This is a genomic window from Vibrio coralliirubri (assembly GCF_024347375.1).
Lineage (GTDB): Bacteria > Pseudomonadota > Gammaproteobacteria > Enterobacterales > Vibrionaceae > Vibrio > Vibrio coralliirubri.
Genome location: NZ_AP025470.1, coordinates 659,015 through 680,790 on the forward strand (window position 1 = coordinate 659,015; position 21,776 = coordinate 680,790).

Annotated in this window: 23 protein-coding genes; 19 read left to right on the forward strand and 4 right to left on the reverse strand. The window is 41.6% G+C overall.

The annotated features are described in order from the left end of the window. Positions 1-8 precede the first annotated feature (8 nt). Positions 9-959 carry a LysR substrate-binding domain-containing protein gene (locus OCV20_RS03235; RefSeq protein ID WP_086774895.1) on the reverse strand — a complete coding sequence of 317 codons (951 nt, stop codon included), beginning with the start codon at positions 957-959 and terminating at the stop codon, positions 9-11. Positions 960-1,062: 103 nt separating this feature from the next. Here OCV20_RS03235 and OCV20_RS03240 point away from each other — a divergent pair, with 103 nt between their 5' ends. Then, positions 1,063-1,269 carry a DUF1127 domain-containing protein gene (locus tag OCV20_RS03240; RefSeq protein WP_086774896.1) on the forward strand — a complete coding sequence of 69 codons (207 nt, stop codon included), beginning with the start codon at positions 1,063-1,065 and terminating at the stop codon, positions 1,267-1,269. A gap of 130 nt (positions 1,270-1,399) precedes the next feature. Here OCV20_RS03240 and OCV20_RS03245 read toward each other — a convergent pair whose 3' ends face one another. After that, positions 1,400-2,305, reverse strand: coding sequence for a LysR substrate-binding domain-containing protein (locus OCV20_RS03245; protein ID WP_086774897.1), 906 nt, complete (start codon positions 2,303-2,305; stop codon positions 1,400-1,402). Positions 2,306-2,520: 215 nt separating this feature from the next. On the opposite strand from OCV20_RS03245, the gene OCV20_RS03250 reads away from it, so the two are divergent. Then, positions 2,521-3,441, forward strand: a complete 921-nt coding sequence (locus OCV20_RS03250) for an IS5 family transposase (protein ID WP_086773621.1) — start codon at positions 2,521-2,523, stop codon at positions 3,439-3,441. A 265-nt stretch (positions 3,442-3,706) separates the two neighbouring features. On the opposite strand, the gene OCV20_RS03255 is transcribed toward OCV20_RS03250, so the two are convergent. Beyond that, complete coding sequence (locus OCV20_RS03255) at positions 3,707-5,395, reverse strand: AMP-binding protein (protein WP_086775617.1); 1,689 nt, start codon at positions 5,393-5,395, stop codon at positions 3,707-3,709. 93 nt (positions 5,396-5,488) lie between these two features. After that, positions 5,489-6,232 carry a helix-turn-helix domain-containing protein gene (locus tag OCV20_RS03260; protein ID WP_086775616.1) on the reverse strand — a complete coding sequence of 248 codons (744 nt, stop codon included), beginning with the start codon at positions 6,230-6,232 and terminating at the stop codon, positions 5,489-5,491. Positions 6,233-6,426: 194 nt separating this feature from the next. Here OCV20_RS03260 and OCV20_RS03265 point away from each other — a divergent pair, with 194 nt between their 5' ends. Genes OCV20_RS03265 through OCV20_RS03345 form a run of 17 tightly spaced genes read left to right on the forward strand, consistent with a single transcriptional unit; the run spans position 6,427 to position 21,773 of the window. Then, a complete protein-coding gene (locus tag OCV20_RS03265) occupies positions 6,427-6,600 on the forward strand; it encodes a Flp family type IVb pilin (RefSeq protein WP_048612289.1) in 174 nt (57 codons plus the stop codon). A 10-nt stretch (positions 6,601-6,610) separates the two neighbouring features. After that, entirely contained in the window at positions 6,611-6,763 is a 153-nt protein-coding gene (locus OCV20_RS03270; RefSeq protein ID WP_167542291.1) for a hypothetical protein, read from the forward strand. 9 nt (positions 6,764-6,772) lie between these two features. Beyond that, positions 6,773-7,303: a prepilin peptidase gene (locus OCV20_RS03275; RefSeq protein WP_048612288.1), complete on the forward strand. Its 531-nt coding sequence runs from the start codon at positions 6,773-6,775 to the stop codon at positions 7,301-7,303. Between the two features lie 37 nt (positions 7,304-7,340). Continuing rightward, positions 7,341-8,690, forward strand: a complete 1,350-nt coding sequence (locus OCV20_RS03280) for a P-loop NTPase family protein (protein WP_086775615.1) — start codon at positions 7,341-7,343, stop codon at positions 8,688-8,690. Next, a complete protein-coding gene (gene cpaB / locus OCV20_RS03285) occupies positions 8,683-9,432 on the forward strand; it encodes a Flp pilus assembly protein CpaB (RefSeq protein WP_048605624.1) in 750 nt (249 codons plus the stop codon). The genes OCV20_RS03280 and cpaB overlap by 8 nt, the downstream gene beginning before the upstream one ends. Positions 9,433-9,440: 8 nt before the next feature. Then, positions 9,441-10,895: a type II and III secretion system protein family protein gene (locus tag OCV20_RS03290; RefSeq protein WP_048605622.1), complete on the forward strand. Its 1,455-nt coding sequence runs from the start codon at positions 9,441-9,443 to the stop codon at positions 10,893-10,895. Continuing rightward, complete coding sequence (locus OCV20_RS03295) at positions 10,858-11,154, forward strand: hypothetical protein (protein ID WP_170930205.1); 297 nt, start codon at positions 10,858-10,860, stop codon at positions 11,152-11,154. The genes OCV20_RS03290 and OCV20_RS03295 overlap by 38 nt, the downstream gene beginning before the upstream one ends. A gap of 16 nt (positions 11,155-11,170) precedes the next feature. After that, positions 11,171-12,439 carry a TadE/TadG family type IV pilus assembly protein gene (locus OCV20_RS03300; protein ID WP_086775614.1) on the forward strand — a complete coding sequence of 423 codons (1,269 nt, stop codon included), beginning with the start codon at positions 11,171-11,173 and terminating at the stop codon, positions 12,437-12,439. Positions 12,440-12,441: 2 nt separating this feature from the next. Continuing rightward, the gene (locus tag OCV20_RS03305; protein WP_048615566.1) at positions 12,442-12,870 is read left to right on the forward strand and encodes a TadE/TadG family type IV pilus assembly protein; all 429 of its coding nucleotides are present in this window, start codon (positions 12,442-12,444) and stop codon (positions 12,868-12,870) included. Next, positions 12,870-13,367, forward strand: a complete 498-nt coding sequence (locus OCV20_RS03310; RefSeq protein ID WP_414503116.1) for a TadE/TadG family type IV pilus assembly protein — start codon at positions 12,870-12,872, stop codon at positions 13,365-13,367. The genes OCV20_RS03305 and OCV20_RS03310 overlap by 1 nt, the downstream gene beginning before the upstream one ends. 25 nt (positions 13,368-13,392) lie before the next feature. Continuing rightward, complete coding sequence (locus OCV20_RS03315; RefSeq protein ID WP_048612280.1) at positions 13,393-14,613, forward strand: AAA family ATPase; 1,221 nt, start codon at positions 13,393-13,395, stop codon at positions 14,611-14,613. A 33-nt stretch (positions 14,614-14,646) separates the two neighbouring features. Beyond that, positions 14,647-16,098: a TadA family conjugal transfer-associated ATPase gene (locus tag OCV20_RS03320; protein WP_086775612.1), complete on the forward strand. Its 1,452-nt coding sequence runs from the start codon at positions 14,647-14,649 to the stop codon at positions 16,096-16,098. Between the two features lie 9 nt (positions 16,099-16,107). Then, complete coding sequence (locus tag OCV20_RS03325) at positions 16,108-17,073, forward strand: type II secretion system F family protein (RefSeq protein WP_086775611.1); 966 nt, start codon at positions 16,108-16,110, stop codon at positions 17,071-17,073. A 3-nt stretch (positions 17,074-17,076) separates the two neighbouring features. Further along, positions 17,077-18,048 (forward strand): type II secretion system F family protein, encoded by a 972-nt coding sequence (locus tag OCV20_RS03330; RefSeq protein WP_048612277.1) that lies wholly within the window; start codon positions 17,077-17,079, stop codon positions 18,046-18,048. Beyond that, on the forward strand, positions 18,045-19,049 hold the full coding sequence (locus OCV20_RS03335) for a tetratricopeptide repeat protein (protein WP_050652456.1): 1,005 nt from the start codon (positions 18,045-18,047) through the stop codon (positions 19,047-19,049). Before OCV20_RS03330 ends, OCV20_RS03335 begins: the two co-directional genes overlap by 4 nt. A 34-nt stretch (positions 19,050-19,083) precedes the next feature. Continuing rightward, positions 19,084-20,847 carry a hypothetical protein gene (locus OCV20_RS03340; protein WP_086775619.1) on the forward strand — a complete coding sequence of 588 codons (1,764 nt, stop codon included), beginning with the start codon at positions 19,084-19,086 and terminating at the stop codon, positions 20,845-20,847. Next, the gene (locus tag OCV20_RS03345) at positions 20,844-21,773 is read left to right on the forward strand and encodes a glycosyltransferase family 2 protein (protein ID WP_050652455.1); all 930 of its coding nucleotides are present in this window, start codon (positions 20,844-20,846) and stop codon (positions 21,771-21,773) included. Before OCV20_RS03340 ends, OCV20_RS03345 begins: the two co-directional genes overlap by 4 nt. Positions 21,774-21,776 lie beyond the last annotated feature (3 nt).

A 21,776-nucleotide genomic window follows, 5' to 3' on the forward strand; every position in this document is an offset into this window, starting at 1 on the left:
GTTTCGCTTTATGAATTATCCGACCATTTGAGTTCGTAATCGGTGTGGATAATCGAAAGCTCTTCTCTACCTGTATCACCAAATAATTTAACCTGAGCCTGCATCCATTCTTCGAAACGTTTTATCTTTTCTCTACGAAAGTAACCCGGAGGCGCACACAAAAAGTAATTGTATTTAGGCTTCAGCGCGATGTTTCCGATTCGCACCAATTTCTTTTCTTGTAAATAGCGGTATACCAAGCTGTGCTTAACAAGCGCGACACCTTGAACGGATAGTGCACCTTCTAACACAAAATGAGAGCCATCAAATTGCAATGATGTGCGGCCAGCTTTTACCCCTGCGACTTGTAACCAGAGATTCCAATCCATATCAGGCCAACGGTCTTCAATCAGTTCCGCTTTATGCAGATCGTCGATGTCATAGATACCGTGTTTCTCTTGGTAGATAGGGTGGCAAACCGGGTAAATGACCTCGTCCATCAACCAGCGTGATTCGATGTTAGGGTAATCTCCATGACCATATCTAACGCAGATATCGACATTAGAATCTTCAAATGTGACTAGCTTGTTGGTCGGCTCAATTAACATGGATAGATCAGGGTGGCGATCACGAAAGTCGCCAATTCTTGGTACGAGCCAATGCTGAGCAAAGGAAGGCACGGTAGAGATCGACAGCTGAGTAGGGTTAGGATCTTGATTGATGCGTCTCACCCCATCTTGAATATGGGCAAAGCCTTTCTTCGCTTGCTGGTACAGTACTTCGCCTTCATGGGTCAATACTATTTTTCGGTGTTGGCGAATAAACAGATCTGCACCTAACCACTCTTCAAGTTGGCGAATTTGTTGACTGACTGCCGCTGCCGTGACAAATAGCTTTTCTGCTGCGAGTTTAAAACTGCCTGTTTCTGCCGCCGTGTAAAAGTAATAGATCCCTTGAAATGGTGGGGTTCGTTCTCTCACATTAGTTTTCCTTAACTGAATGCCAGTATCTATCGTTTGTCGATGTTGCACTGTTGGTCGATTATTGACCATAACAAAGCAAAAGATCAACAGGAGAAAGGCTATGAATACGATCACAGCAACAGCAAATGCCAACCATTCATTTTTGTCATCATTATCAATTAAGAAATTCTATTCTAAATTAGGCCTGTACTTTCAAAATCGTAGAACCAGAAGGCAGCTGTCTGAGCTACCCGATTATTTACTGAGAGATATCGGGATTACGTCGGAACAAGTCGAGAAAGAACTGAAGAAGTCATTTTGGGAGTGATTCAAGGCAACGTAGCTTTTAACTCGATGTTGCTTTAACTCAACATAGTTTTGTCGGTGTCGAGAGGTTTACGTTACCGTACTATGTTGAGTTAGGTTTATGGTTTATATAAAGAAGTGGGAGATGAGATTTAACTCTCCAATAGCTCGTTTACTTCTTCGTGCAACCAATTGGTGAACGCAGTAATACGCTCTTTTCTCGGGGAGTTAGGGTCAAAGCATAGGTTGACTTGAACCCCAGGTGTCATGCCTATATCAAAGGGCTTCACTAGCAAGCCGCGTTCGATGAAGTCACCAGCCAAGCTGTCTGTTGCCAAGCAAACCCCATGTCCCGCCATGACCGTGGTTAACCCCATATCAAAAGTACCGACTTCCATCCACTGAATGGTGCTGCTTTGAGTCGATATGTTTGCTTGCCTAAACCATTCCTCCCACGGGAAACAACCGCCATCAAACTGAATCAGCCAACATTTGAGGAGCTGTTCAGGTGATGTGAAGTTCAAAGAGTTTGCGAGTTCAGGGGAATAAAAAGGGTAAACCGGTTCGTTGATTAGCATCTCAAGAGTCAAGCCTTCTTCAACGCATAGATCTTCACCTTGTCGAATAGCCACATCAATTTCGCCATGTTTTAAATTTGGGGTATCACACCCTGTTAGTATCTTAATTGGGATCTCTGGGTGCTTTACCGAGAACTTCCACAGCCTAGGCAGTAACCAACGAGAAGCAAAAGAAGGGGGACTTCTAACAACAAGCAGCCCTTGAATAGGTTCTGATTGGATCTTGTTTAACCCCAGCAGAACCTCTTGAAATCCATCAGAGACATGTCTAAAAAGTGTGTGCCCTTCATGCGTCAAAATCATTGCACGCCCCTTACGAATAAAGAGCTTACATCCAACCTGTTCTTCTAACTGTCGAATCTTCTGGCTGACGGCTGCTTGAGTGACGAACAGCTCTTCAGCCGCTTTGCTGTAATTGCTCAAGCGTGCTGCAACTTCAAAGTAACGGAGGCCTGAAAGGTGACGCAGTCTATTGTCCATAATCTCAGCTTATAGTTCTTGTTAATAATGGTTGTTCGATTATCGAACAGGTTGTTTTCATAATAGCGATAAATAAACAGGGAATACAAGAGAGAGAACATGAAAGCAATAACCTGTTGGGCCGGAAGGTTTGTTAGGCTTTGTTGCGTAATTCAATGGAACTAAATCAAGAACCTACGATCTGATCAGCTACCTCCACTCTATCTCGTAGTCCTATGCCTAAGCCTCGTTATAAAACAACCAACTGGAAGCAATACAACCGATCACTCATTAACCGTGGTTCTCTGACTTTTTGGATTGATGAAGAAGCAATAAGCGGATGGGCGCAAAGCAAACAGAATAAGCGCGGTAGGCCGCGTCGGTTCAGTGATTTAGCTATCACGACAGCACTCATGGTCAAACGAGTTTTTTCTATGCCATTGAGAGCGCTGCAAGGATTTATCGACTCGATATTTAGGTTAGCCCATGTACCGTTAAGTTGTCCGCATTACACCTGCATCAGTCGTAGAGCCAAGCAAGTTGAGGTTTCATTTAAGACTAAAACGAGAGGAGCGATACAGCACCTAGCCATTGATGCTACTGGCCTTAAGGTTTATGGCGAAGGTGAATGGAAAGTCAAAAAACATGGGACGGATGGCAAGCGTAGAGTCTGGCGAAAGCTGCATATTGCAGTCGATACCAACACTCATGAGATCATTGCCGCCGAGCTAAGTTTATCGACGGTTACAGATGGAGAAGTACTCCCGAACTTACTGAAACAAACACGCCGAAGTATCCTTGAGGTGTCTGGTGATGGCGCTTACGACACGAGAGCGTGTCACGCTGCTATTAAGATTAAGGGAGCTATTGCGCTTATTCCCCCAAGAGAAGGGGCTGCCTTCTGGGAGCGTGGTCACCCTCGAAATTTCGCCGTGGGTTGCCAGAAATTATACGACTCAAATAAGTATTGGAAAGAGCGGTATGGATACCACAAACGTTCACTCTCAGAAACAGCGATGTATCGAGTTAAACAGTTGCTAGGAGGGAAACTGAGCTTAAGAAATTACAATGCCCAGGTGGGTGAAACTTACGCGATGATAAAAGCGTTGAACAAGCTTACTGGGTTAGGTATGCCTGAAACTTGTCGTATTGACTAAGAAACAAGCGAAACGGGTTGGCTCTATCTCTAAATTTAATTACGCAACAAAGCCGGTTTGTTACTCAGGCACTTAAAATCAATGATAATACTAAGGTGAGGAAGGCGACTAAATCGAGACAAGTTATCTGTTCGGAATCGTTAAGTCATCGAATGAGAAATGATATCGGCTTAGATTGCGAGAGTAGTGATGCTGCGGATTATACTAAGTACTTATAATGTGAGCTTACAAAAAAGGAGCCATAATGGCTCCCTCTCGATTTTGATTATTCTTCCCAAACCACCAATTTATCTTTCGGCCAGTTATGACCAACTTCATGATATTTCTGCTCTAGGATATGTCGCTTGATTTTGAGAGTAGGGGTTAACACGCCATTCTCAATGCTCCATGGTTCCTTAATCATCAATACACCTTTGATCTTCTCGTGTGAACCGAGCTGCTCGTTCATTTTCTCGATAACGCGCTTTGTCGTTTTCTCATAGCGAGCTCTATCGAAATTAGGGAAGTCATGCGGTACCACAAGTAGGATTGGACCTGGTAGGCCAAGCCCTATCAAACACATCATTTCTACGCGGCTGTACTCAAACAGTTTGTTTTCGATTGGTACAGGGGCAACAAACTTACCTTTAGCGGTTTTAAAGGTATCTTTCTTACGTCCACGAATCGTTAGGTAACCTTCACTATCGATATCACCGATATCACCGGTATGAAGCCAACCATCCGAGTTAAAAGACTCTTGGGTTGCAATATCATTCTTGTAGTAACCAGAGAATAAGCCTTTGCCTCGAACTAGAATCTCTTCATCTTCAGCTATTTTGAGTTCGATCCCTGGACCTGCATTACCAACCGTACCAATTTTATCGGCTCTGAATGGGTAGTTGAGCGTGCTGTAGGCGAAAGACTCTGTCATGCCCCATGCCTCGGTAATGTGTAGGCCAACACTCTCATACCATGCGAGTAGAGCGGGTGATACAGGTGCAGAACCACAGCCGAGAACACGAGCTTGGTCTAACCCTAAACCATCAGCAAGCTTCTTCTTAATGATGTTGTTGATAAACGGAATCTTCAATAAGAAATTCAGTTTCTTCTGTGGCAACTTGTCTTGGATTCGCTGCTGGAACAGAGTCCATAAGCGAGGAACTGAAATGAACAGAGTAGGACGATGCATTTTCACATCATCAATAAAGGTGTCTAAAGATTCAGGGAAAGCCGTAACCACGCCCCCCATAACTGAAGAACCAAAGATGTAAACGCGTTCTGTAATATGAGCAAGAGGTAGGTAAGAAAACAGGCGATCGCCAGGTTGGATTCCAATATGGTCAATCAATCTTTGAACAGACCAAGTAAACGCGCCGTAGGTGAGCATTGCGCCTTTTGGTAGCCCTGATGTACCCGATGTATAAACAAGTGACATCAGCTTATCGTCGTGATGCTGAGGGCGTTTGGTTGATGGTTCATGTGTATCAATGAGCTGTTCGAAAGTGTGTTGGCACTTCGCTGCGCTGTCGTATGGCAGTGAAATACTTACTAAGCTCGGATTGTCATCAAGTACTTTTTGAGTGGCTTTAGGATCGTCAAGCTTACCCGCAATCACAATTTTACTTTCACTGTGTTCAATACAGTACTGAATGGTATCTGCCCCCGCCGTTGGAAAGATTGGGACGCTGACAAAATCTCCTAACATCATGGCAAGATCGCAGATGAACCACTCTGCACAGTTTTTCGATACGAGAGCGACTCGATCGCCAGGTTGGGCTCCGAGTCCTTCTAGTGCTGACGCCAGTTTCAGTGCTTTGTCGGCTACTTCTTTATAAGTAAATTCGACAAATTGGCGGTTAATAATCTGTTTCAAATAGACTTCATCTGGGCGTTCTTCTGCCCATTTTAAAATCATGTCATTGGGTGTAGGGAGAGCTGTTGCTTGTTCTTGGCTAAACTCGTTAGGCTGAATCATTGTCTAACTCCATGTTTTTCGCTAAGTTATTTTTGGTTATTTTTGTTAAAATCATGTTAAATGTACCATGATTTTTTCTTTTAGGGAGTAAAATTAGCGTTTTCTGTTATCTGTGCAGGCACGCCTGTAACTTGCTGGGGTTACACCTGTCCTTTTCTTAAAAATTCTCGAAAAATACGACACATCCTTGTATCCACATTGATAGGCAATTACAGCAATTTTTGACTCGGTATCCGCCTCAATCAATTTTTTAGCTAGTAGAACTCTTTTATCACAAACAAAGTCTCTAAAGCTTACCCCAAAGTGTAGATGAAACTTTTTCGAAAAGTAGGTTGTTGAACAATGGCACTTCTCGGCGATCTCCGTTTCTCTGATTTCTTTGTTTATGTTATCCATCACATAGTTAACAACCTCAGAAGTAAACAATGTGGTAGGCAGTTGATTGTTGTTATTTATGTCTCTGTCGAAATCGAAGTGAGGTTCGAAGATATGCTGTGTTTTACGCTTAAGTTCTTCGAATGTACTGGTCAGATGATTACTGTTTGTTTCGATAATGAAAAATATATTCTTATGATTTCGAACGATATTAGGTAACTGGTCCGAGCAAATAATGACTATTCGCTTGTTCAAGTTCTCACAAATAGATAATGCCATTGTAAGTAGTTGAAGTTTATCCGGTCTATTCAAGATAAAAAATACCAGTCTGACATCTAAGTTACTGATTATAGATATATCTTGCTTATAATTTTCAATGGGGAAGTAGTGGTTTATTTTATTGATAATAACAGCATTAAATTCACTGTCTTTATCTGATAATAAAGGTGTTACTACTTTCATATAAATACCAACTCTATTTCATATTCAACTTCGAGTTTAAAAATAGATAAATTAAGCTGCATAATAATTAGATTAGAAGTACCACAAAAAAGTGCAAGTAAATGGCAAGAAAATCCTAACCGAATGTGTGACTCACCTCTAGATTTAGTTTACAGGTAAACAAAGCCTGATACACAAATCAAGGAGAGGTTATCATGGATAAGTTTTTGAATAATTGTAAAGAATTCATGAAAGATGAAGAAGGGTTGACTGTAATCGAGTATGTAATCGGTGCAGCTTTATTGGTATTAGGTTTGACAACCGTATTTTCTGGTTTAGGGAATACTCTAGCAAATAAATTAAACGCTATTGTTGCCAATGTTGGTTAGTGGTTGAGTTATGAATAACAATAGACTGAAACGACAATCGGGGTTAACAACGGTTGAGTATGTGATTGGCGCAGCCTCACTGGTTCTTGCTGTTGGACTAGTTTTCTCTGGAATGGCAACGGCTTTGCTCAGTAAGTTTCAGAGCATTATATCGAGTGTATAAATAGAGTATATGATTAATGAGCCTTCAGCTTTTTGGGCATTGCTAATTGCAGTTTCGGTATACGATGTTGAGAAACATCGTATACCGAACAAAATATTGATTTTCTTTTTGTTTGTTTACTTTTTATCAATGTTTGACGGCAATTATACCTTTGATGTTTTTTTTATGTCCTTCGTTGGATTTGTGGTGTTTTTTTGTTTTGGATTACTCTTATACTTTTTAAGAGCTATGTCGGCAGGAGATGTGAAGCTATTAGGTATTGTGGGGATGTATCTCGGGTGGGGACAACTACTTGATGCATCGTACTTTATCTTACTTTCTTCTGGAGTGATCGGGACTTTCTACCTGCTATATAACTTTTCCAACTCGAACAGTCTTAGTATCAAAGGCTATTTTGAAAATAAGCTAATTATGCTTGGTGGGGTAGCACCAGTATTAAATGAAAGTGCTAGCTTGCACGCTAGGTATTCAAATAAGGTGACGATGCCTTTTGCACCCTCTGTTGTAATGGGATTAGCGATGTATAGCTACTTTACTTAAACCTGTTGTTGGTTAGCTTTGTGGAGAGGAATAATATATGGATATTATAGGGCGTACTGCTCCAACAACTTTGAAGCCTCAAATTTCAGCCCCTACCGTTCCGACATCTCTTGATATGTTGGGTGTTCCTGAAGTTGTTATTGAAAACCTCGTACTCAAGCATTTGTCTGCTTATCCTAAATCGGATGTGTTAGAGCTTTCTAATTATTTGTGTGTTGTTACCCATATAGTGGAAAGTGCTCTAGCCGTTTTGAGGAAGAAGTCATTAATTGAGGTGTTTCAACCTACCTCAGACCTTTCTCTTTCATCAGTCTCCCATAGTCATGTCCGTTATTCTCTTTCTGAGAAAGGACTGGAAGAAGCTGATCTTGCCTTTAAACGTGATGCTTATTTAGGGCCCGCGCCAGTTTCACTTGACCAATACAGTGATGTAGTCAAACAGCAAGACCTGAGAGCAGAGTTAGTGACTCGGCCACATGTCGAAGCTGCTCTGGATGATGTGTATGGTGTCGATAAAATGATTTCAGTATTAGGGCCTGCAATCAATTCTGGACGTGCTCTGTTGTTATATGGGCACGCTGGTACTGGTAAAACCTTTGTCGCGAGCCGTATTGTGAATGCTTTGCACACCTCTGTATTTATTCCTTATGCAGTCTATGCATTAGGTAACATTATCAAGGTGTTCTCGGCGCAACATCATAAACCGTTGGATAGTAACGGCAGCGATCAAAGCATTTCCCTCAAAGATCAGTACGACAAGCGTTGGCTTAATTGTGAAAGGCCTAATATTCAGGTTGGGGGAGAACTAACTATGGATATGCTTGAAGTTAATCATTCAGAGAATAGTCGTGTCTGGTTAGCCCCAGTTCAAATGATGGCAAATAATGGGATCTTTATCATTGATGACCTTGGTCGTCAGCCCATGCCGGTGGATGCGCTTCTTAACCGTTGGATTGTACCGATGGAGTACTCATTCGACTATTTGTCGCTGCCTAATGGTCAGCAGATAACGATGCCATTTGTATTAACTCTTGCCTTTTCTACCAATCTAAACCCCAAGAAAATAAGCGATCCTGCCTTTTTACGTCGTTTGGGTTACAAGATTGAATTCAAGCCACTTAATCAGCGAGATTATGAAGCTTTATGGATGAGTGTCGTTGCTGATAAAGAGGTAGAGCTTCAAGACGGGTTTTTTGAGCGTTTGTCTCAAATGCACACGCTTCTAAAAGTGCCACTTTTCCCATGTTTACCGAAAGATCTCGTTGGTATAAGCAAAGACATTCTTTCGTTTGAGCAACTCCCACCTGTTATCACATTCGATATTCTTTCCATGGCATGGGAAGTTTATTTTACCTCTGATGGACACGAGGAAGAGAATAATGAATAAGAGTCAAGTTTTCCTACTGTTTTTACTGTCCGTAGTATTCGGCTTAGCGGCTGTATTTTTTGCTAAGCAGTGGATGGATGATCAAGTTCAGCCAACCGTTGAAGTTGAAACGGTCGAGCGTCACCCCGTTGTTGTCGCATCACAAGAAATTGAAGCCGGAACTATTATCGAGGATCAGTTTTTAACCACCAGATTGATGGAAGTTGATTGGATTAATGAAAATAACTATTCGGATAAAGCAGAGCTTATTGGCAAGGTTGTTGCGAATACTGTCTATGCGGGAGAGGTCCTTCACAAGTTACGATTTACTGTACCAGGAGAAGGGTCAACGCTTGCAGCTCTTATCCCTGAAAATAAACGTGCGGTAACGATACGTGTTGATGATGTTATTGGTGTGGCGGGTTTCTTATTACCGGGTAACAAGGTTGATATTCTTAATACGGTTTCTTACGGGAAAAATTCTGCAGCGACTCAAACAGTATTAAAAGACATTAAGGTTTTGGCTGTCGACCAAACGGCTAAAACGAAAGAAAACAGTCCGATTATTGTACGAGCGGTAACACTTGAGATGACGCCGAAAGAGGCAGAGAAGCTTCTCACGGCTAAAAGCAAAGGCGATATTCAGCTGACTTTGAGAAACCCACATGAAGTTGAGAAAAAAGTGGTTCGTCGATATGTGCCTAGACCGAGTGTCACCATTATCAAAGGTACAGAAACATCTAATGTGCGCGTCAAGGATTGAGGTGAAATATGAGAATATTAATTGCGTGTGTTTTGAGCCTGATTTGTATTTCGACGGCCAGTGTAGCGGCGTTACAAACGGGAAAAACAGTCACGGTTCCACATCATAAATCTACGCATGTCGTGCTGTCGGGAAAAGCGGCGAAGGTTTCTCTTGGTGATCCTGAAGTTTTAGATATTGTAATTTTAAAATCAAATGAAGTGTTTTTAATTGGTAAAAAATTAGGTGCGACAAACCTAATGGCTTGGGACTCTCGAGGTCGGTTAATTGAGTCTATTAACATTGAGGTTACTCATGATCTTAATAGCCTTAAAGCTAAATTATATGAGTTCCTTCCTGATGAAACTATCGAAGTGCACAGTGCGCAGAACCGTCTATTATTGAGCGGTCAGGTCAGTAACCAACAACAAATGAATGTGGCGATGCGAATCGCAGAAACCTATTCGTCAGGGCAGGCTGCTGACGCATCAAAAGAAAGTGGAAGTGAACAAGCTGCAGCGACAGGTGTTATTAATTTGATGTCTATTGGCGGGGCTCAGCAGGTGATGTTAGAGGTGACGGTTGCTGAGGTTCAAAGAAGCTTGGTAAGAAAGTTTGATGCGAACTTCCATTTCTTCCAAACCAGTGGATCTGACTTTTCTTGGGGGGCGTCTTCAGTCCCTGCTGGTGTGTTAGGTGCAACCCCTATTTTCAATATTCCAACCTCTACTGATTACGGCATTTTAGGTTCTTTCATTGATAGTAATACATTGTTTACTTTCGCACTGGACGTAGCAAAACAAAACGGGGTTGCTAAGGTGTTGGCTGAACCGAACTTAACTGCATTAAGTGGTTCTAAGGCTGAGTTTTTAGCTGGTGGTGAGTTTCCAATTCCAGTGCCTGATGAAGATGGTATTACCATTGAATATAAAGAATATGGTGTAGGTTTAAAGTTCATCCCGACGGTACTCAGTGACAAAAAAATCAACCTAAACTTAGCGGTTGATGTGAGTGAGATTGCCAATAGTAGCTCGTTAACGATTGATCCTGGTACCACCAATGCGACTTACTTTATCCCTCCTATTACCCGAAGAAGTGCATCGTCGACGCTTGAGTTAGCCGACGGTCAAACCATCGGTATTGCGGGGTTGTTGAGTGAGAATGTTAGGGACATCAGTAACAAGATGCCAGGCTTTGGCGATGTGCCGATTTTAGGTCAGCTTTTCAATAGCCAAGAGTATGTATCTGGTGAAACAGAGCTCGTTATTCTTGTTACTCCTCGACTCGCTAAACCTATTGACCGAACGAAAGTGACGTTACCAACTGATGCCTTTGTTGATCCTAATGATTTGGAATATTACTTGTTAGGCCGAAGCGCTTACATCGCTGAACCGTCTGAATCTGATTCAGAACAATCTCAAGCTTCACAGGATATATCACCGACCGATGGTGGTAGCGAAGGCTCATTTGGGCATGATTTATAAGGGGATAGATATGACTAAAATAATGATGATCTTTCTCACAATGTTATTGGTTGGCTGTGCGAACGATGCTCGTTTAGGGCACTCGGTAGCACTAGTGAAAACAGAGCAAACGTATAACCCTAATGCGACCCAAGAGAATTTACTCGAAGTACCTGATGGTACAGGGGAGCGGATGCAGACTGGTTACGACAGATATGTTGGCAGAGGTGAAAATGATCTGTCCGGAAGTAGTAGCCAGATCTTAGAAGATTTTAACTAAATCTGGAGGTACTCATATGTTGTATCGAGTATCACAAAGCCCTAAAAAACAACAAGGCTTAGTTGCGGTGATGATTACCGCTGCCTTGTTAGTTTTTCTAGCTGTCTCAGCGTTAGCTGTAGACATAAACCATATGGTCGTGAATAAAACGCGCTTACAAAATGCAGTTGATTCTGCAGCGTTGGCTGCCGCAACCATATTAGACAACAGCAAAGATAAAGACGCTGTAGACGTGGAAGTCGGTACGGCACTCAATGCCATGGCGGCTTCAACAGGGAACCAAGAAATTGATTTCTCGACCGCTTCTATCAGCATTGATTATTCGAATGATCCACAGGATTTTACAGGTACGGCGACGTTCGGTACAAATGATGATGTTTATGTGCGAGTTCGCGTAGATGCACTAGAGATGGATGAATTTTTCATTCAACTGTTTGGCCTTGATAAGGAAGTATCGGCAAGTGCCGTTGCTGGGCCTAGCTCTGGGCAAGAAGTTGTAAACAACGTTGTACCTATTGGTGTTTGTATTGGTGATGGCACTTCGGATAACGATATTGATCCTGAAGATGGTTATCACGATGTGACAGGAGAAGAGATAGTTAATGTATTTGGATATGAAGTCGGGACGGTTCATGCCTTGAAGGTGGGAGATAATAGCTTATCTGAAATGGGCAATGGTAATTACCACCTGTTGGACTTTGGTTCCGGTGGTAAAACAATCAAAGAAGGCTTAGGTGGTAGTTATGATCAGCCAGTTAAAATTGGTGAAGATATCACAACCAAACCAGGTGGCACGGTTGGCCCGACAGGTGATGGTTTGAATACTCGTTTTGGTGATTATGGCGGTGGCTTATCAGCATCCGATTACCCTTCTGATTATGTGACCACAGAACCTACCAATGAAATAACGATTGACGCCAATACCGGAGAGATAACTTTCGATGAGAGCTACGATTACGCTCAATATAAGTTAGATACTAATGCTTGTATAGCAAGTGGCGGTTCTGGGTGCGCATCTAATGGTGTTGCTTGGCGCAGAATTTTACCTATACCTATGGTGGATTGCTCAGGTAAAAGTGGCGGTGCTACGGAATTTACAGTGAATAAAATTGGCTGCTTTTTCTTGCTGCAAAAAGCACCGACCAGTAACGCAGGTACACCCGCCGTTTTTGGTGAGTTTATACATTCTTGCAGTGTCACTGGTGGCTCTGGTAGTAATCAGTCGACAACCGAAGGGGCTTACAGGATTGTTTTGTATAAGGATCCTGATAGCGGGGAGTCGTAATTATGACACTATCTAATAAACATCAACGTGGTTTTGCTGCTGTAGAGATGGTCATTGCGACCCCCGTGTTACTGTTTTTTTTGGGTTTGGTGATCGAGCTTGGCAATGTTCTGATTCACTACAATGTTATCTCTAAATCTGTGCAAAATGGCGCACGATATGCTGTTAGTGAGGTTTACGATACTAAAGGTGGCACTATTGCACCAACATTGGAGATTCAAAATGTGGTGGTTTACGGTCAGAGCAGCGTGGGGACGGCAGTACTATCTACATTGACGACATCAGATGTAACGGTAACACCACCCTCTATTGACAGCTATGTGCGAGTCAGCGTGACATATGACTATGTGCCGCTGTTTTTGTCTATTCCTTTATCCGCCACAAGTTTTTCTATTCCGTTAAGTGTGACTTCAGTGATGAGGGTATTGTGATGAAAAGGCTTAAAAGACGAACCAAAGGGCTTGCCATTATTGAGTTCACTTTGGTCTCATCATTAATTTTTCTACTGCTCTTTCTCATTTTAGCGTTGGGTGCCTATATATTTTCGCTGCAAATGGTCAGTGAGGCGACTAGGAAGGCTGCTAGGTTAGCGACGGTATGCTACGTCCTTGATAGAGATAATATTGCGGGAATGGTGGTGGATGATATTCCTCTTGTTGGATTTACTAATACGAACTTAGAAGTGGCTTACTTAGACGCGAGCGGGGTAGAGATTGCTTCTGATTTTGAAGCGAACTTTGGTGATATTAAATTTGTGCGTGCTAGGGCTACGGGTTATGGCATTCAGCTAATCAATAACCTAAGCTTTTTAGGAAATAGTGGATTTCTAGCCGCCCCTGCGTTTGAAACAATACTACCAGCAGAAAGTTTGGGTGTGGTGAGGCCTGAAACTGAAACTAGCACTAACATATGGAATCGATGCCCATAAACGGTTGTTTAAAGGAGATAAATGTATGGGGGAAGCAATTCAATTAACGCCTAATGGAAACGACAATGATATTACGCGTTTAAGAACGAATCTAAAGGTTTGGTTAGTCTACAGTACTGACGGCTTTCATTCGCATATGAGTCAAGAACTAAAAAAATGTCGAAATGTTCATGTGACCTCTTTTTCTCTTGCGGCAATGAGTGAGGAATACCTAAAAAGTGCAGATGTCCCAGAGCTTATTTTCGTTGAAGCTAATGGGAATTGGGCGCAAAAAATGGTTGAGTTGCAAGGGTATGATTTGTCTTTGGAAGACAAGGACTTGTCTTTAGTTGTGCTTGGTGATGAAAGTGATAATGGGTCATTAAAAATTGCGCTTCGCTTAGGAGCCTCAGATTTCTTATCTCATAATGTCACTATTTCAGACTTACTCCCTCTGCTTAAGAAAACGGCTTCCGAAAAGCTTGAAAACTCCAGTTATGGAGAATTTATCTTGTTTTTGAACACCAAGGGAGGGATGGGGGCAACTACCTTGGCGTTAAATACCGCTATAGAGATGGCCACTCAACACCCCAATGAAGTTCTTTTACTCGATATCGATCTTCAGTTTGGTGTGATTCCAGACTACTTGAACATAGTACCCACTTATAGTGTTTCTGATGCGATTAATAGCTCGAATGACCTGGATGAAATATCTCTGGGATCTTTGGTTAATAAACACGAATCAGGCCTCCATGTTCTAAGCTTTAAACATGAAAATAACGCTGATGATTTCGAGCAGGCTCAAAAAATAGGTCGACTGCTTCCGATATTACGTCGCTTTTATCCCTACGTGATCATTGACCTTTCTAGAGGGCTCGACCATGTGTTTGCGTCCGCTATATCACCAGCAACTAAAGTGCTTTTGGTTTTGCAACAAAGCTTAGTATCAGTAAAGAACACAAGTCGTTTAATTAAATCTCTGAAATTTGAATACGGCTTACAAAGTGATTCAATAGAGGTCATTCTTAATCGTTATGAAAAGCGACATTCAATTAAGTTAAAAGATATTGAGCAAGCGGTGGGCGATCACGATATACATCTTATGCCCAATGATTTTAAAGTTGCGCTTGAGAGTGCCAACTTGGGACAGCCGTTAGTTCAATCGAGAAAGAAAAGCTCTATTACTCGCTCTATCATCGACTTGTCTCACGTTCTTTCACCACCTGAACAAGAAGAGAAAGGTTGGTTAAAAAAGTTGTTTTCATAGTGGGTTGATGAAAAGTAAACACGAGGGATTGTGATGTTCTTTAAACGAAAAAATGTAAATCCAGAGTTTGAAAAAAAAGTAGAACAGATTCCGCATGATTCAGAAGATGCCAATCCTGTCGAGCGTTTATCAAGTGTTGCTACTTCTAGTCACTCTAGAAAGACAGATGCGAGCGTTGAAAAAGAGAAGGCAATTGATGAGGCTCGAAAAGTATTGGAGCAAGAATTATCAATCAAACACTTCTTTCATAAGCAGTTGCTTGAGACATTGGACTTAGGGTTACTCTCGAGTTTGGAGAAAGAGCGTGCTAAGTTAGATTTGCACGAAGCTATCGTACAGTTGATGGCTGAAGATGGTAGCCATGCTTTAAGTGCAGAAGGTCGAAAAAGGGTCATCAAGCAGATTGAAGATGAGGTTTTTGGTCTTGGTCCGTTAGAGCCCTTATTAGCCGATCAAACCGTGTCAGATATATTGGTCAACGGCCCTAAGAGCGTTTACGTGGAGCGAAGAGGTAAACTCGAAAAAACGCCCTATACTTTTCTTGATGATCGCCATCTAAGAAACATTATCGACCGTATCGTCAGCCAGGTTGGCCGCCGCATCGATGAATCATCACCTATGGTAGATGCGCGCTTAGTTGATGGCTCACGTGTGAACGCTATTATCCCTCCTCTCGCACTTGATGGCCCTTCTGTTTCTATCCGCCGTTTTGCTGTGGATCGTTTAACGATGGATAACCTTATTGACTACAATTCAGTTTCACCCCAAATGGCTAAGTTTGTTGAAGCTGCAGTAAAAGGCGAGCTCAATATATTGATTTCAGGTGGTACAGGTTCAGGAAAAACCACCACGTTAAACATATTCTCTGGCTTTATTCCACGTGATCAACGAATCATTACCATTGAGGATTCTGCGGAGCTTCAACTTCAACAACCTCATGTTATTCGATTGGAAACTCGCCCAGCAAACCTAGAAGGTAAAGGCGAAATCAGCCAGCGAGAACTCGTAAAAAATACCCTGCGTATGCGCCCCGACCGAATCGTGGTTGGTGAGGTTCGTGGTAGCGAAGCGGTTGATATGCTGGCTGCAATGAACACGGGCCATGATGGATCTCTTGCTACTATTCACGCTAATACCCCCCGTGATGCCTTGAGTCGTGTCGAAAACATGTTCTCGATGGCTGGGTGGAACATATCAACCAAAAACTTACGAGCTCAAATAGCTTCGGCTATCCACCTCGTCGTACAGATGGAACGACAAGAAGATGGTAAGCGTCGTATGGTGAGCATCCAAGAGATCAATGGTATGGAAGGTGAGGTGATTACGATGTCGGAAATTTTCCGTTTCCAACGTCAAGGTATTGATGAAGATGGCAATATTATCGGCTATTACACAGCAACGGGGGTCGTTCCTCAATATCATGACCAGTTAGTCAAACGTGGACTCGACCTGCCTTTCGAGCTCTTTACTGAGACTCACGGTTAAGGAGAGGTTATGGATAATGTAAGCGTTTCATTAGGTCTGTTATTCATTGCGGTGCTTTTTATCTCTCAAGCTTTGTTATTACCTGCTGCAGGGAAAAAAGCGAAGCATAAAGAGTTGTCTCGGCGTTTGAAGGAGACGCAACGTAATATCGATGAAGAGAGTCTATCTTTGTTAAAAGAACATTATAACAAAGAATTATCTCCTATAGACCGTAAGTTAATAGTTATTCCATACTTTGCTGGCTTAAAAAAAATGTTGGAATTAGCTGGTTTTAAATTAGCATTGAGCCGATTTTTACTTATTGTTTCTCTTTGTGGTGTCTTGCTCACATTGATATCAATAATGACCAATCAAGAATGGTTTATTAGTTTAGTAGCATTCATTTCTGTTTGGGTTATATCTTATCTGTATGTACAAAATCGAGTGGCTTATAGAATGGCTCGATTCGAAGAGCAACTTCCAGAGGCTTTAGATATTATCCGACGAGCACTACAAGCAGGGCAACCGCTTGTTCAATCATTTAATGAAGTTGGCGAAGAACTTCCTGAACCTATCGGTGCTGAGTTTAAAAATACCTACAACTTACTTAACTACGGTTATGACTTACGTTTAGCTATTTTGCAGATGGCAGAGCGAGTTCCCACCTTATCAATGTTGGCTTTTTCTAGTGCAGTAATGCTACAAAAAGAGACTGGGGGGAATCTATCAGAGAACCTGCAAAAGGTATCTGAAGTACTAAGAGCCCGCTTTAAGTTAGAAAGGAAAGTAAAAACGCTCTCTGCTGAAAGTCGTCTATCAGCATGGATCTTAACCTTATCCCCTTTTGGTTTATTTTTTGCTTTGAAGGTAGCCAGTCCTGAATATATCGAGCCACTCTACAAAGATCCTCGCGGTCTATCGATGGTCAGTGTCGGTATTGTTCTTTTGGCGATCGGAGCCTTATGGATTAAAAAGATCATCAGTATAGAGATTTAACTTATGGAATTATTAAATATTGAAGTCTGGAAGCAGATGTTAGAAGAGTTTGGATTCAGCTCTCAGGCCATTATCTATGCGATGATTTTGCTTACAACAGTCTTGTTAACACTAACGCTTGGATTTCTATTTTTAGGAGCTCGTTCACCTTTGGACAAGAAACTGAGACAGATATCAGAAGACGGGGCACCGACTGGCCGAAAACCATACGATTTCTCCAATACGTTAGAATCATTAAGCCCTTTTATAAGTAAAGGCAATAAAAAAGATAATGAAACTTACTCGGAAAAGTTGATGCATGCCGGGTTCCATGAGAAGAGCTCGTTATCAGTTTTTTATGCATTGAAGGTTTTATCTAGCTTAATAGGCATCGTCGCTGCTTTTATGGTTTATTACATATCGTTGGGTGGGGAGTACAATAATCTACTTATCATGACTTGTGTTTTCCTCGGAACATTCACGCCCAATATTATTCTGAGTAAATTACAAAAAGAGCGCCAGAAAAAAATTAGAAACGGTGTTCCTGATGCTCTTGATCTTCTCGTTGTCTGTACTGAATCAGGACTTGGTTTTAATGCGGCTCTTGGACGTGTTGCATCTGAACTCTATGTCTCCCAACCTGATCTCGCCGATGAACTCGAGACTGTATTTGCAAAAATCCAAGCAGGTGTAACCATGCCTGATGCTCTTAGACAGCTTATCGAGCGAACCGGTTTAGTCGAACTGGAAGGATTGGTTTCTTTGCTTTCCCATGCATCGAGAATGGGCGGTAGCTTAGCGCAAACGCTTCGTGATTATACTGAAGATTTTCGAGATAAACGGCAGCAAGCTGCCGAGGAGATAGCAGCAAAAATACCGACCAAAATGTTATTTCCTATGTTGATATTTATTTGGCCTTGTTTTTTCATTGTCGCACTTGGCCCTGGGCTACTTATCGTAATGGACGCATTGAGTGCGCCGGGAGCAAGCTTATGATTTTTTTAAATAAATTTGTTTTATTACTATTGCCATTTTTGCTACTTGGTTGCGCTTCCTCTGATGAACCAACCAATCAATTTGACGCAGAATTGTACTCTGGAAAGCCGATCGATACATTAACTAGCGATGATCCACCGCTAAATGAAAAAGAAGCAATAATGCGTGGTGATATTGCGCTTAGAGATAATAATATAGATTTAGCGCTTTATGAGTACATCCGATCTCTGTCTTTCCCTGAACAGGAGTTTCACGACAAAACCTTGTTTACGATAGGAAAAATTCATTCGTCTCGTGGTAATTATGCGCTTTCCGAGAAAGCGTACCTAGCTGCCTTGGATTTCAACCCAGCACATACTGAGGTATTGGAAGAGTTGGGGATCTTATATACAAAACAGCGCCGGACCGATGAAGGTCGAAGCTACTTTTTTAAAGCGATAAACGCAGACCAAGTTCGCTTGAAAAGTAGTGAAACGACAAAAAACTACCAAGCGTTGAACCAAACTGAAGTAGCTAGCTTAAAGGTTGACAATATGTCTCCAGCGTCAGCGTATATGGGTATTGGTGTGTTGGAAGATGTTGATGGAAAACATCAGATAGCTCAAGAGTATTTTAAGAAATCATTACAGATAGACAAAAACTCATTCAAGGCTCTATTGAACATGGGCTATTCACATTACATGTACGGCAATTACAAAGAAGCGTATCAGTACACGCGTTCAGCTTTAGAGTTAGAGCCAAATAACGAGAAGGCCCAAAATAATCTGGCACTCATTTATCTAGCCTCAGGTGATGTTAAGAAAGCCACTAATATGTTTATGCGACATATGGATACGCCTGAAGCATTGAATAATGTTGGGTATTTCCTAATATTACAAGGTAAGCCAGATCAGGCTGTTCCTTACCTTCAACAAGCTATCGATAAGAAACCATCGTATTACAGAATAGCGAATGAAAACTTAAACAGAGCACTAGCGGAAGTGAGAGAAATGGAGCAATAGTCATTTAGAATTTGGCTCAATGAAAAGGATATTCATGTCGCCTAAAAGTGAGAGTTTTAATAAAGATATTATTGTCATCTCTTTAATTTGGCTAGTTTGTGCCGCAGTGATATTTATTTACAAGTGGGAGAGTGTTTTAGCTCTTAATCTGAATGACAATGACGACTATATGCGTTTTGTTCAATTTCAGGATTGGATGGCAACTGGTCATTGGTACCTAGAACCAATGAATAATTTTAATGCCGCTGATGGCATTGTTATTCATTGGTCTCGTTTGCCTGATCTCGTTCTGTCGCTTGTTGCCTTTCCACTATTGTTTATCGTTGATGATAACCTTGCTTATACAATATCCATCTCTCTTGTCCCCCTGCTTTACTTGCTGCTTTTTTCACTGTCATGCTTTTACTTAGCTGACCACCTTTTTGGTGCCAAGTATCGCTTTATTAGCATGATGTTTGCGATTTCTTCGCCTTCAATTATCCATTTTTTACCCGGTTCTATTGATCATCATAATATTCAGCTTATCTTCGCTGTCTTGTTTTTAGCCTCGACGCCGTTAAATCACAACCAATTGTGCCAATCATGGCGTGTTTATGCTCAAGCAATCTTGTTGTCTTTATCTTTGTGGACAGGGTTAGACAATGTATTGTTATTTATGATTTTCTTCACGATTTACACCGTGTATTACGGTCTTGTTCGCCATGAGTGGTTTGGTTATATCTCTAAGCTGTATGCGAGTTCTGCTCTGTTTGGGGTTTGTGCGGTTTTATTAAATCGGCCTTACGATGAGTTTTTTGTTTTTAAGTACGACGAAATATCATTTGCTCTCATCATCCTGTTCTTCTGTGGTTGGCTTTTCGTTAATGTTTATCATCGATTAATGAGTGAAGATAAAAGCCAGCTGCAAAAGGTTTTTCTGTTCGTATTTCTTGCTGTTTTATTTTTAATCCCAGTGGCAGTGCTTTATCCATCACTCAGCAGTGCGTTGTTAATTGATTACCCTCCTATACTTAAAGTGTATTGGTTAGACCAAGTGACAGAAGCGAAATCGGTCGTTAGATATGTCGCAAGTCATGGTTTTTTCTCGATAGAGAATTACGCTTTGCTCGTGATTCCTGCCACTTTGTATCCATTTTTTAAGCGTAAAAACCACCACTGCACAATTTTGTATCTCATCTTTATGTTCAATTTAGCCCTTGCGATCTTTTGGCAGATTAGAGTCATGAGGTTGTGTTTTGTACTAGCGGCTCCCCTGCAAGCATATGTGATTCTTCAGTTAGCAGATTACATCCGTTCCTCCATCATAAAAGCGACGGTTATTATTTCTGGAGCACCACTAGCGGTAGCGTTTGTCATTCTCGCTTTGTCGCCAACCGAAGAAATTACAACTACTCTTGATGAAGAGGAAGAGCCTTTGAGCATCTATAAGGTTTTAAAAGATAACGATATAAATTCGCACACTATCCTGTCTGGAATAGAAACAGGGGCTCCGGTATTGGCAAAAACGACTAACCGTATTATTGCCGCTCCTTACCATCGAAATATTGTCGGGAATCAGTTTCTTATTGAGGTGATGCTAGAGGAAGATCTCAGCTTAGCTGAAAAGAAAATCATAGCTAAAAACATAGATATTATTGTTGTTGGCAATGATCCACATTTGTTGATTTTAAAGGACTCAGCTGGTGAGGAGGCACTAATCAATAAACTATACAGCTCAGATACACCGACTTGGTTGGAGGTTGTGCACGACAACATCGAAAGCGGTTACCGAGTATTTCGAGTTAGGGGGAGTACATGAAAGAACAAACCATTGCTGTGTTACTCCCGTGCTTTAACGAAGCTGGGGCTGTTGGAAAAACTGTGGCTGATTTTCAATTAGCTTTACCCAGCGCAACTATTTATGTGTACGACAATAATTCTACTGATGGGACGGTCAAGGAGGCGTTACAGGCTGGTGCCATTGTTCGTCATGAATCTCGTCAAGGTAAAGGCGAAGTTGTGAGGAGGATGTTTTCGGATATTGATGCTGACATTTACATTATGGCAGATGGTGACGATACCTACGATGCGTCAATATGCCCCACATTGATCGATCAGCTCGTAACTGAACAGCTCGATATGATCATCGGTAGCCGAGAGCGTTCTTCAGGGGCTTACCCCAAAGGACATATTTTCGGTAATAAGATGTTCTCGACACTTATCAACCGAGGGTTCGGCGCTCAATTGAGTGATGTATTTTCGGGCTATCGAGTTATGAGTCGTAGGTTTGTTAAAACAGTTCCAATTTTTAGTGATGGCTTTCAAATTGAAACGGAATTAACCGTACACGCGTTGCACCATAATATGTCAATCAAAGAAGTTCCAACTAAGTATCATTCAAGACCTGAAGGCACTGCTAGCAAGCTGAATACATTGAGTGATGGTATTAAAATCCTTAACTTTATTTTGTTCTTATTAAGAGACGTAAAGCCGATGTTTTTCTTCGGTGTGTTGTCAGTGTTGCTTTGTTTTATTTCATTAGGATTAGGGATTCCCGTTATCCTAGATTTTATCGATACAGGGTTAGTTGAAAGAGTACCTACTGCTATTCTGTCTAGCTCAATTGCACTTATTGCGGTGATGTCTTTCTTTTGTGGCTTGATACTCGACAACGTGTCACGAGGTAGAAGAGAGATGAGAATTCTCTCAATATTAAGAAGTCACGATCACAAGCTATCAAAATAGGGT

Bases quoted from the DNA above. Each gene is read 5' to 3' on its own strand.
- OCV20_RS03240 (WP_086774896.1), top strand. From the start codon at position 1,063: ATGAATACGATCACAGCAACAGCAAATGCCAACCATTCATTTTTGTCA.
- OCV20_RS03245 (WP_086774897.1), bottom strand. From the start codon at position 2,305: ATGGACAATAGACTGCGTCACCTTTCAGGCCTCCGTTACTTTGAAGTT.
- OCV20_RS03250 (WP_086773621.1), top strand. From the start codon at position 2,521: ATGCCTAAGCCTCGTTATAAAACAACCAACTGGAAGCAATACAACCGA.
- OCV20_RS03255 (WP_086775617.1), bottom strand. From the start codon at position 5,395: ATGATTCAGCCTAACGAGTTTAGCCAAGAACAAGCAACAGCTCTCCCT.
- OCV20_RS03260 (WP_086775616.1), bottom strand. From the start codon at position 6,232: ATGAAAGTAGTAACACCTTTATTATCAGATAAAGACAGTGAATTTAAT.
- OCV20_RS03265 (WP_048612289.1), top strand. From the start codon at position 6,427: ATGGATAAGTTTTTGAATAATTGTAAAGAATTCATGAAAGATGAAGAA.
- OCV20_RS03270 (WP_167542291.1), top strand. From the start codon at position 6,611: ATGAATAACAATAGACTGAAACGACAATCGGGGTTAACAACGGTTGAG.
- OCV20_RS03275 (WP_048612288.1), top strand. From the start codon at position 6,773: ATGATTAATGAGCCTTCAGCTTTTTGGGCATTGCTAATTGCAGTTTCG.
- OCV20_RS03280 (WP_086775615.1), top strand. From the start codon at position 7,341: ATGGATATTATAGGGCGTACTGCTCCAACAACTTTGAAGCCTCAAATT.
- cpaB (WP_048605624.1), top strand. From the start codon at position 8,683: ATGAATAAGAGTCAAGTTTTCCTACTGTTTTTACTGTCCGTAGTATTC.
- OCV20_RS03290 (WP_048605622.1), top strand. From the start codon at position 9,441: ATGAGAATATTAATTGCGTGTGTTTTGAGCCTGATTTGTATTTCGACG.
- OCV20_RS03295 (WP_170930205.1), top strand. From the start codon at position 10,858: ATGGTGGTAGCGAAGGCTCATTTGGGCATGATTTATAAGGGGATAGAT.
- OCV20_RS03300 (WP_086775614.1), top strand. From the start codon at position 11,171: ATGTTGTATCGAGTATCACAAAGCCCTAAAAAACAACAAGGCTTAGTT.
- OCV20_RS03305 (WP_048615566.1), top strand. From the start codon at position 12,442: ATGACACTATCTAATAAACATCAACGTGGTTTTGCTGCTGTAGAGATG.
- OCV20_RS03310 (WP_414503116.1), top strand. From the start codon at position 12,870: ATGAAAAGGCTTAAAAGACGAACCAAAGGGCTTGCCATTATTGAGTTC.
- OCV20_RS03315 (WP_048612280.1), top strand. From the start codon at position 13,393: ATGGGGGAAGCAATTCAATTAACGCCTAATGGAAACGACAATGATATT.
- OCV20_RS03320 (WP_086775612.1), top strand. From the start codon at position 14,647: ATGTTCTTTAAACGAAAAAATGTAAATCCAGAGTTTGAAAAAAAAGTA.
- OCV20_RS03325 (WP_086775611.1), top strand. From the start codon at position 16,108: ATGGATAATGTAAGCGTTTCATTAGGTCTGTTATTCATTGCGGTGCTT.
- OCV20_RS03330 (WP_048612277.1), top strand. From the start codon at position 17,077: ATGGAATTATTAAATATTGAAGTCTGGAAGCAGATGTTAGAAGAGTTT.
- OCV20_RS03335 (WP_050652456.1), top strand. From the start codon at position 18,045: ATGATTTTTTTAAATAAATTTGTTTTATTACTATTGCCATTTTTGCTA.
- OCV20_RS03340 (WP_086775619.1), top strand. From the start codon at position 19,084: ATGTCGCCTAAAAGTGAGAGTTTTAATAAAGATATTATTGTCATCTCT.
- OCV20_RS03345 (WP_050652455.1), top strand. From the start codon at position 20,844: ATGAAAGAACAAACCATTGCTGTGTTACTCCCGTGCTTTAACGAAGCT.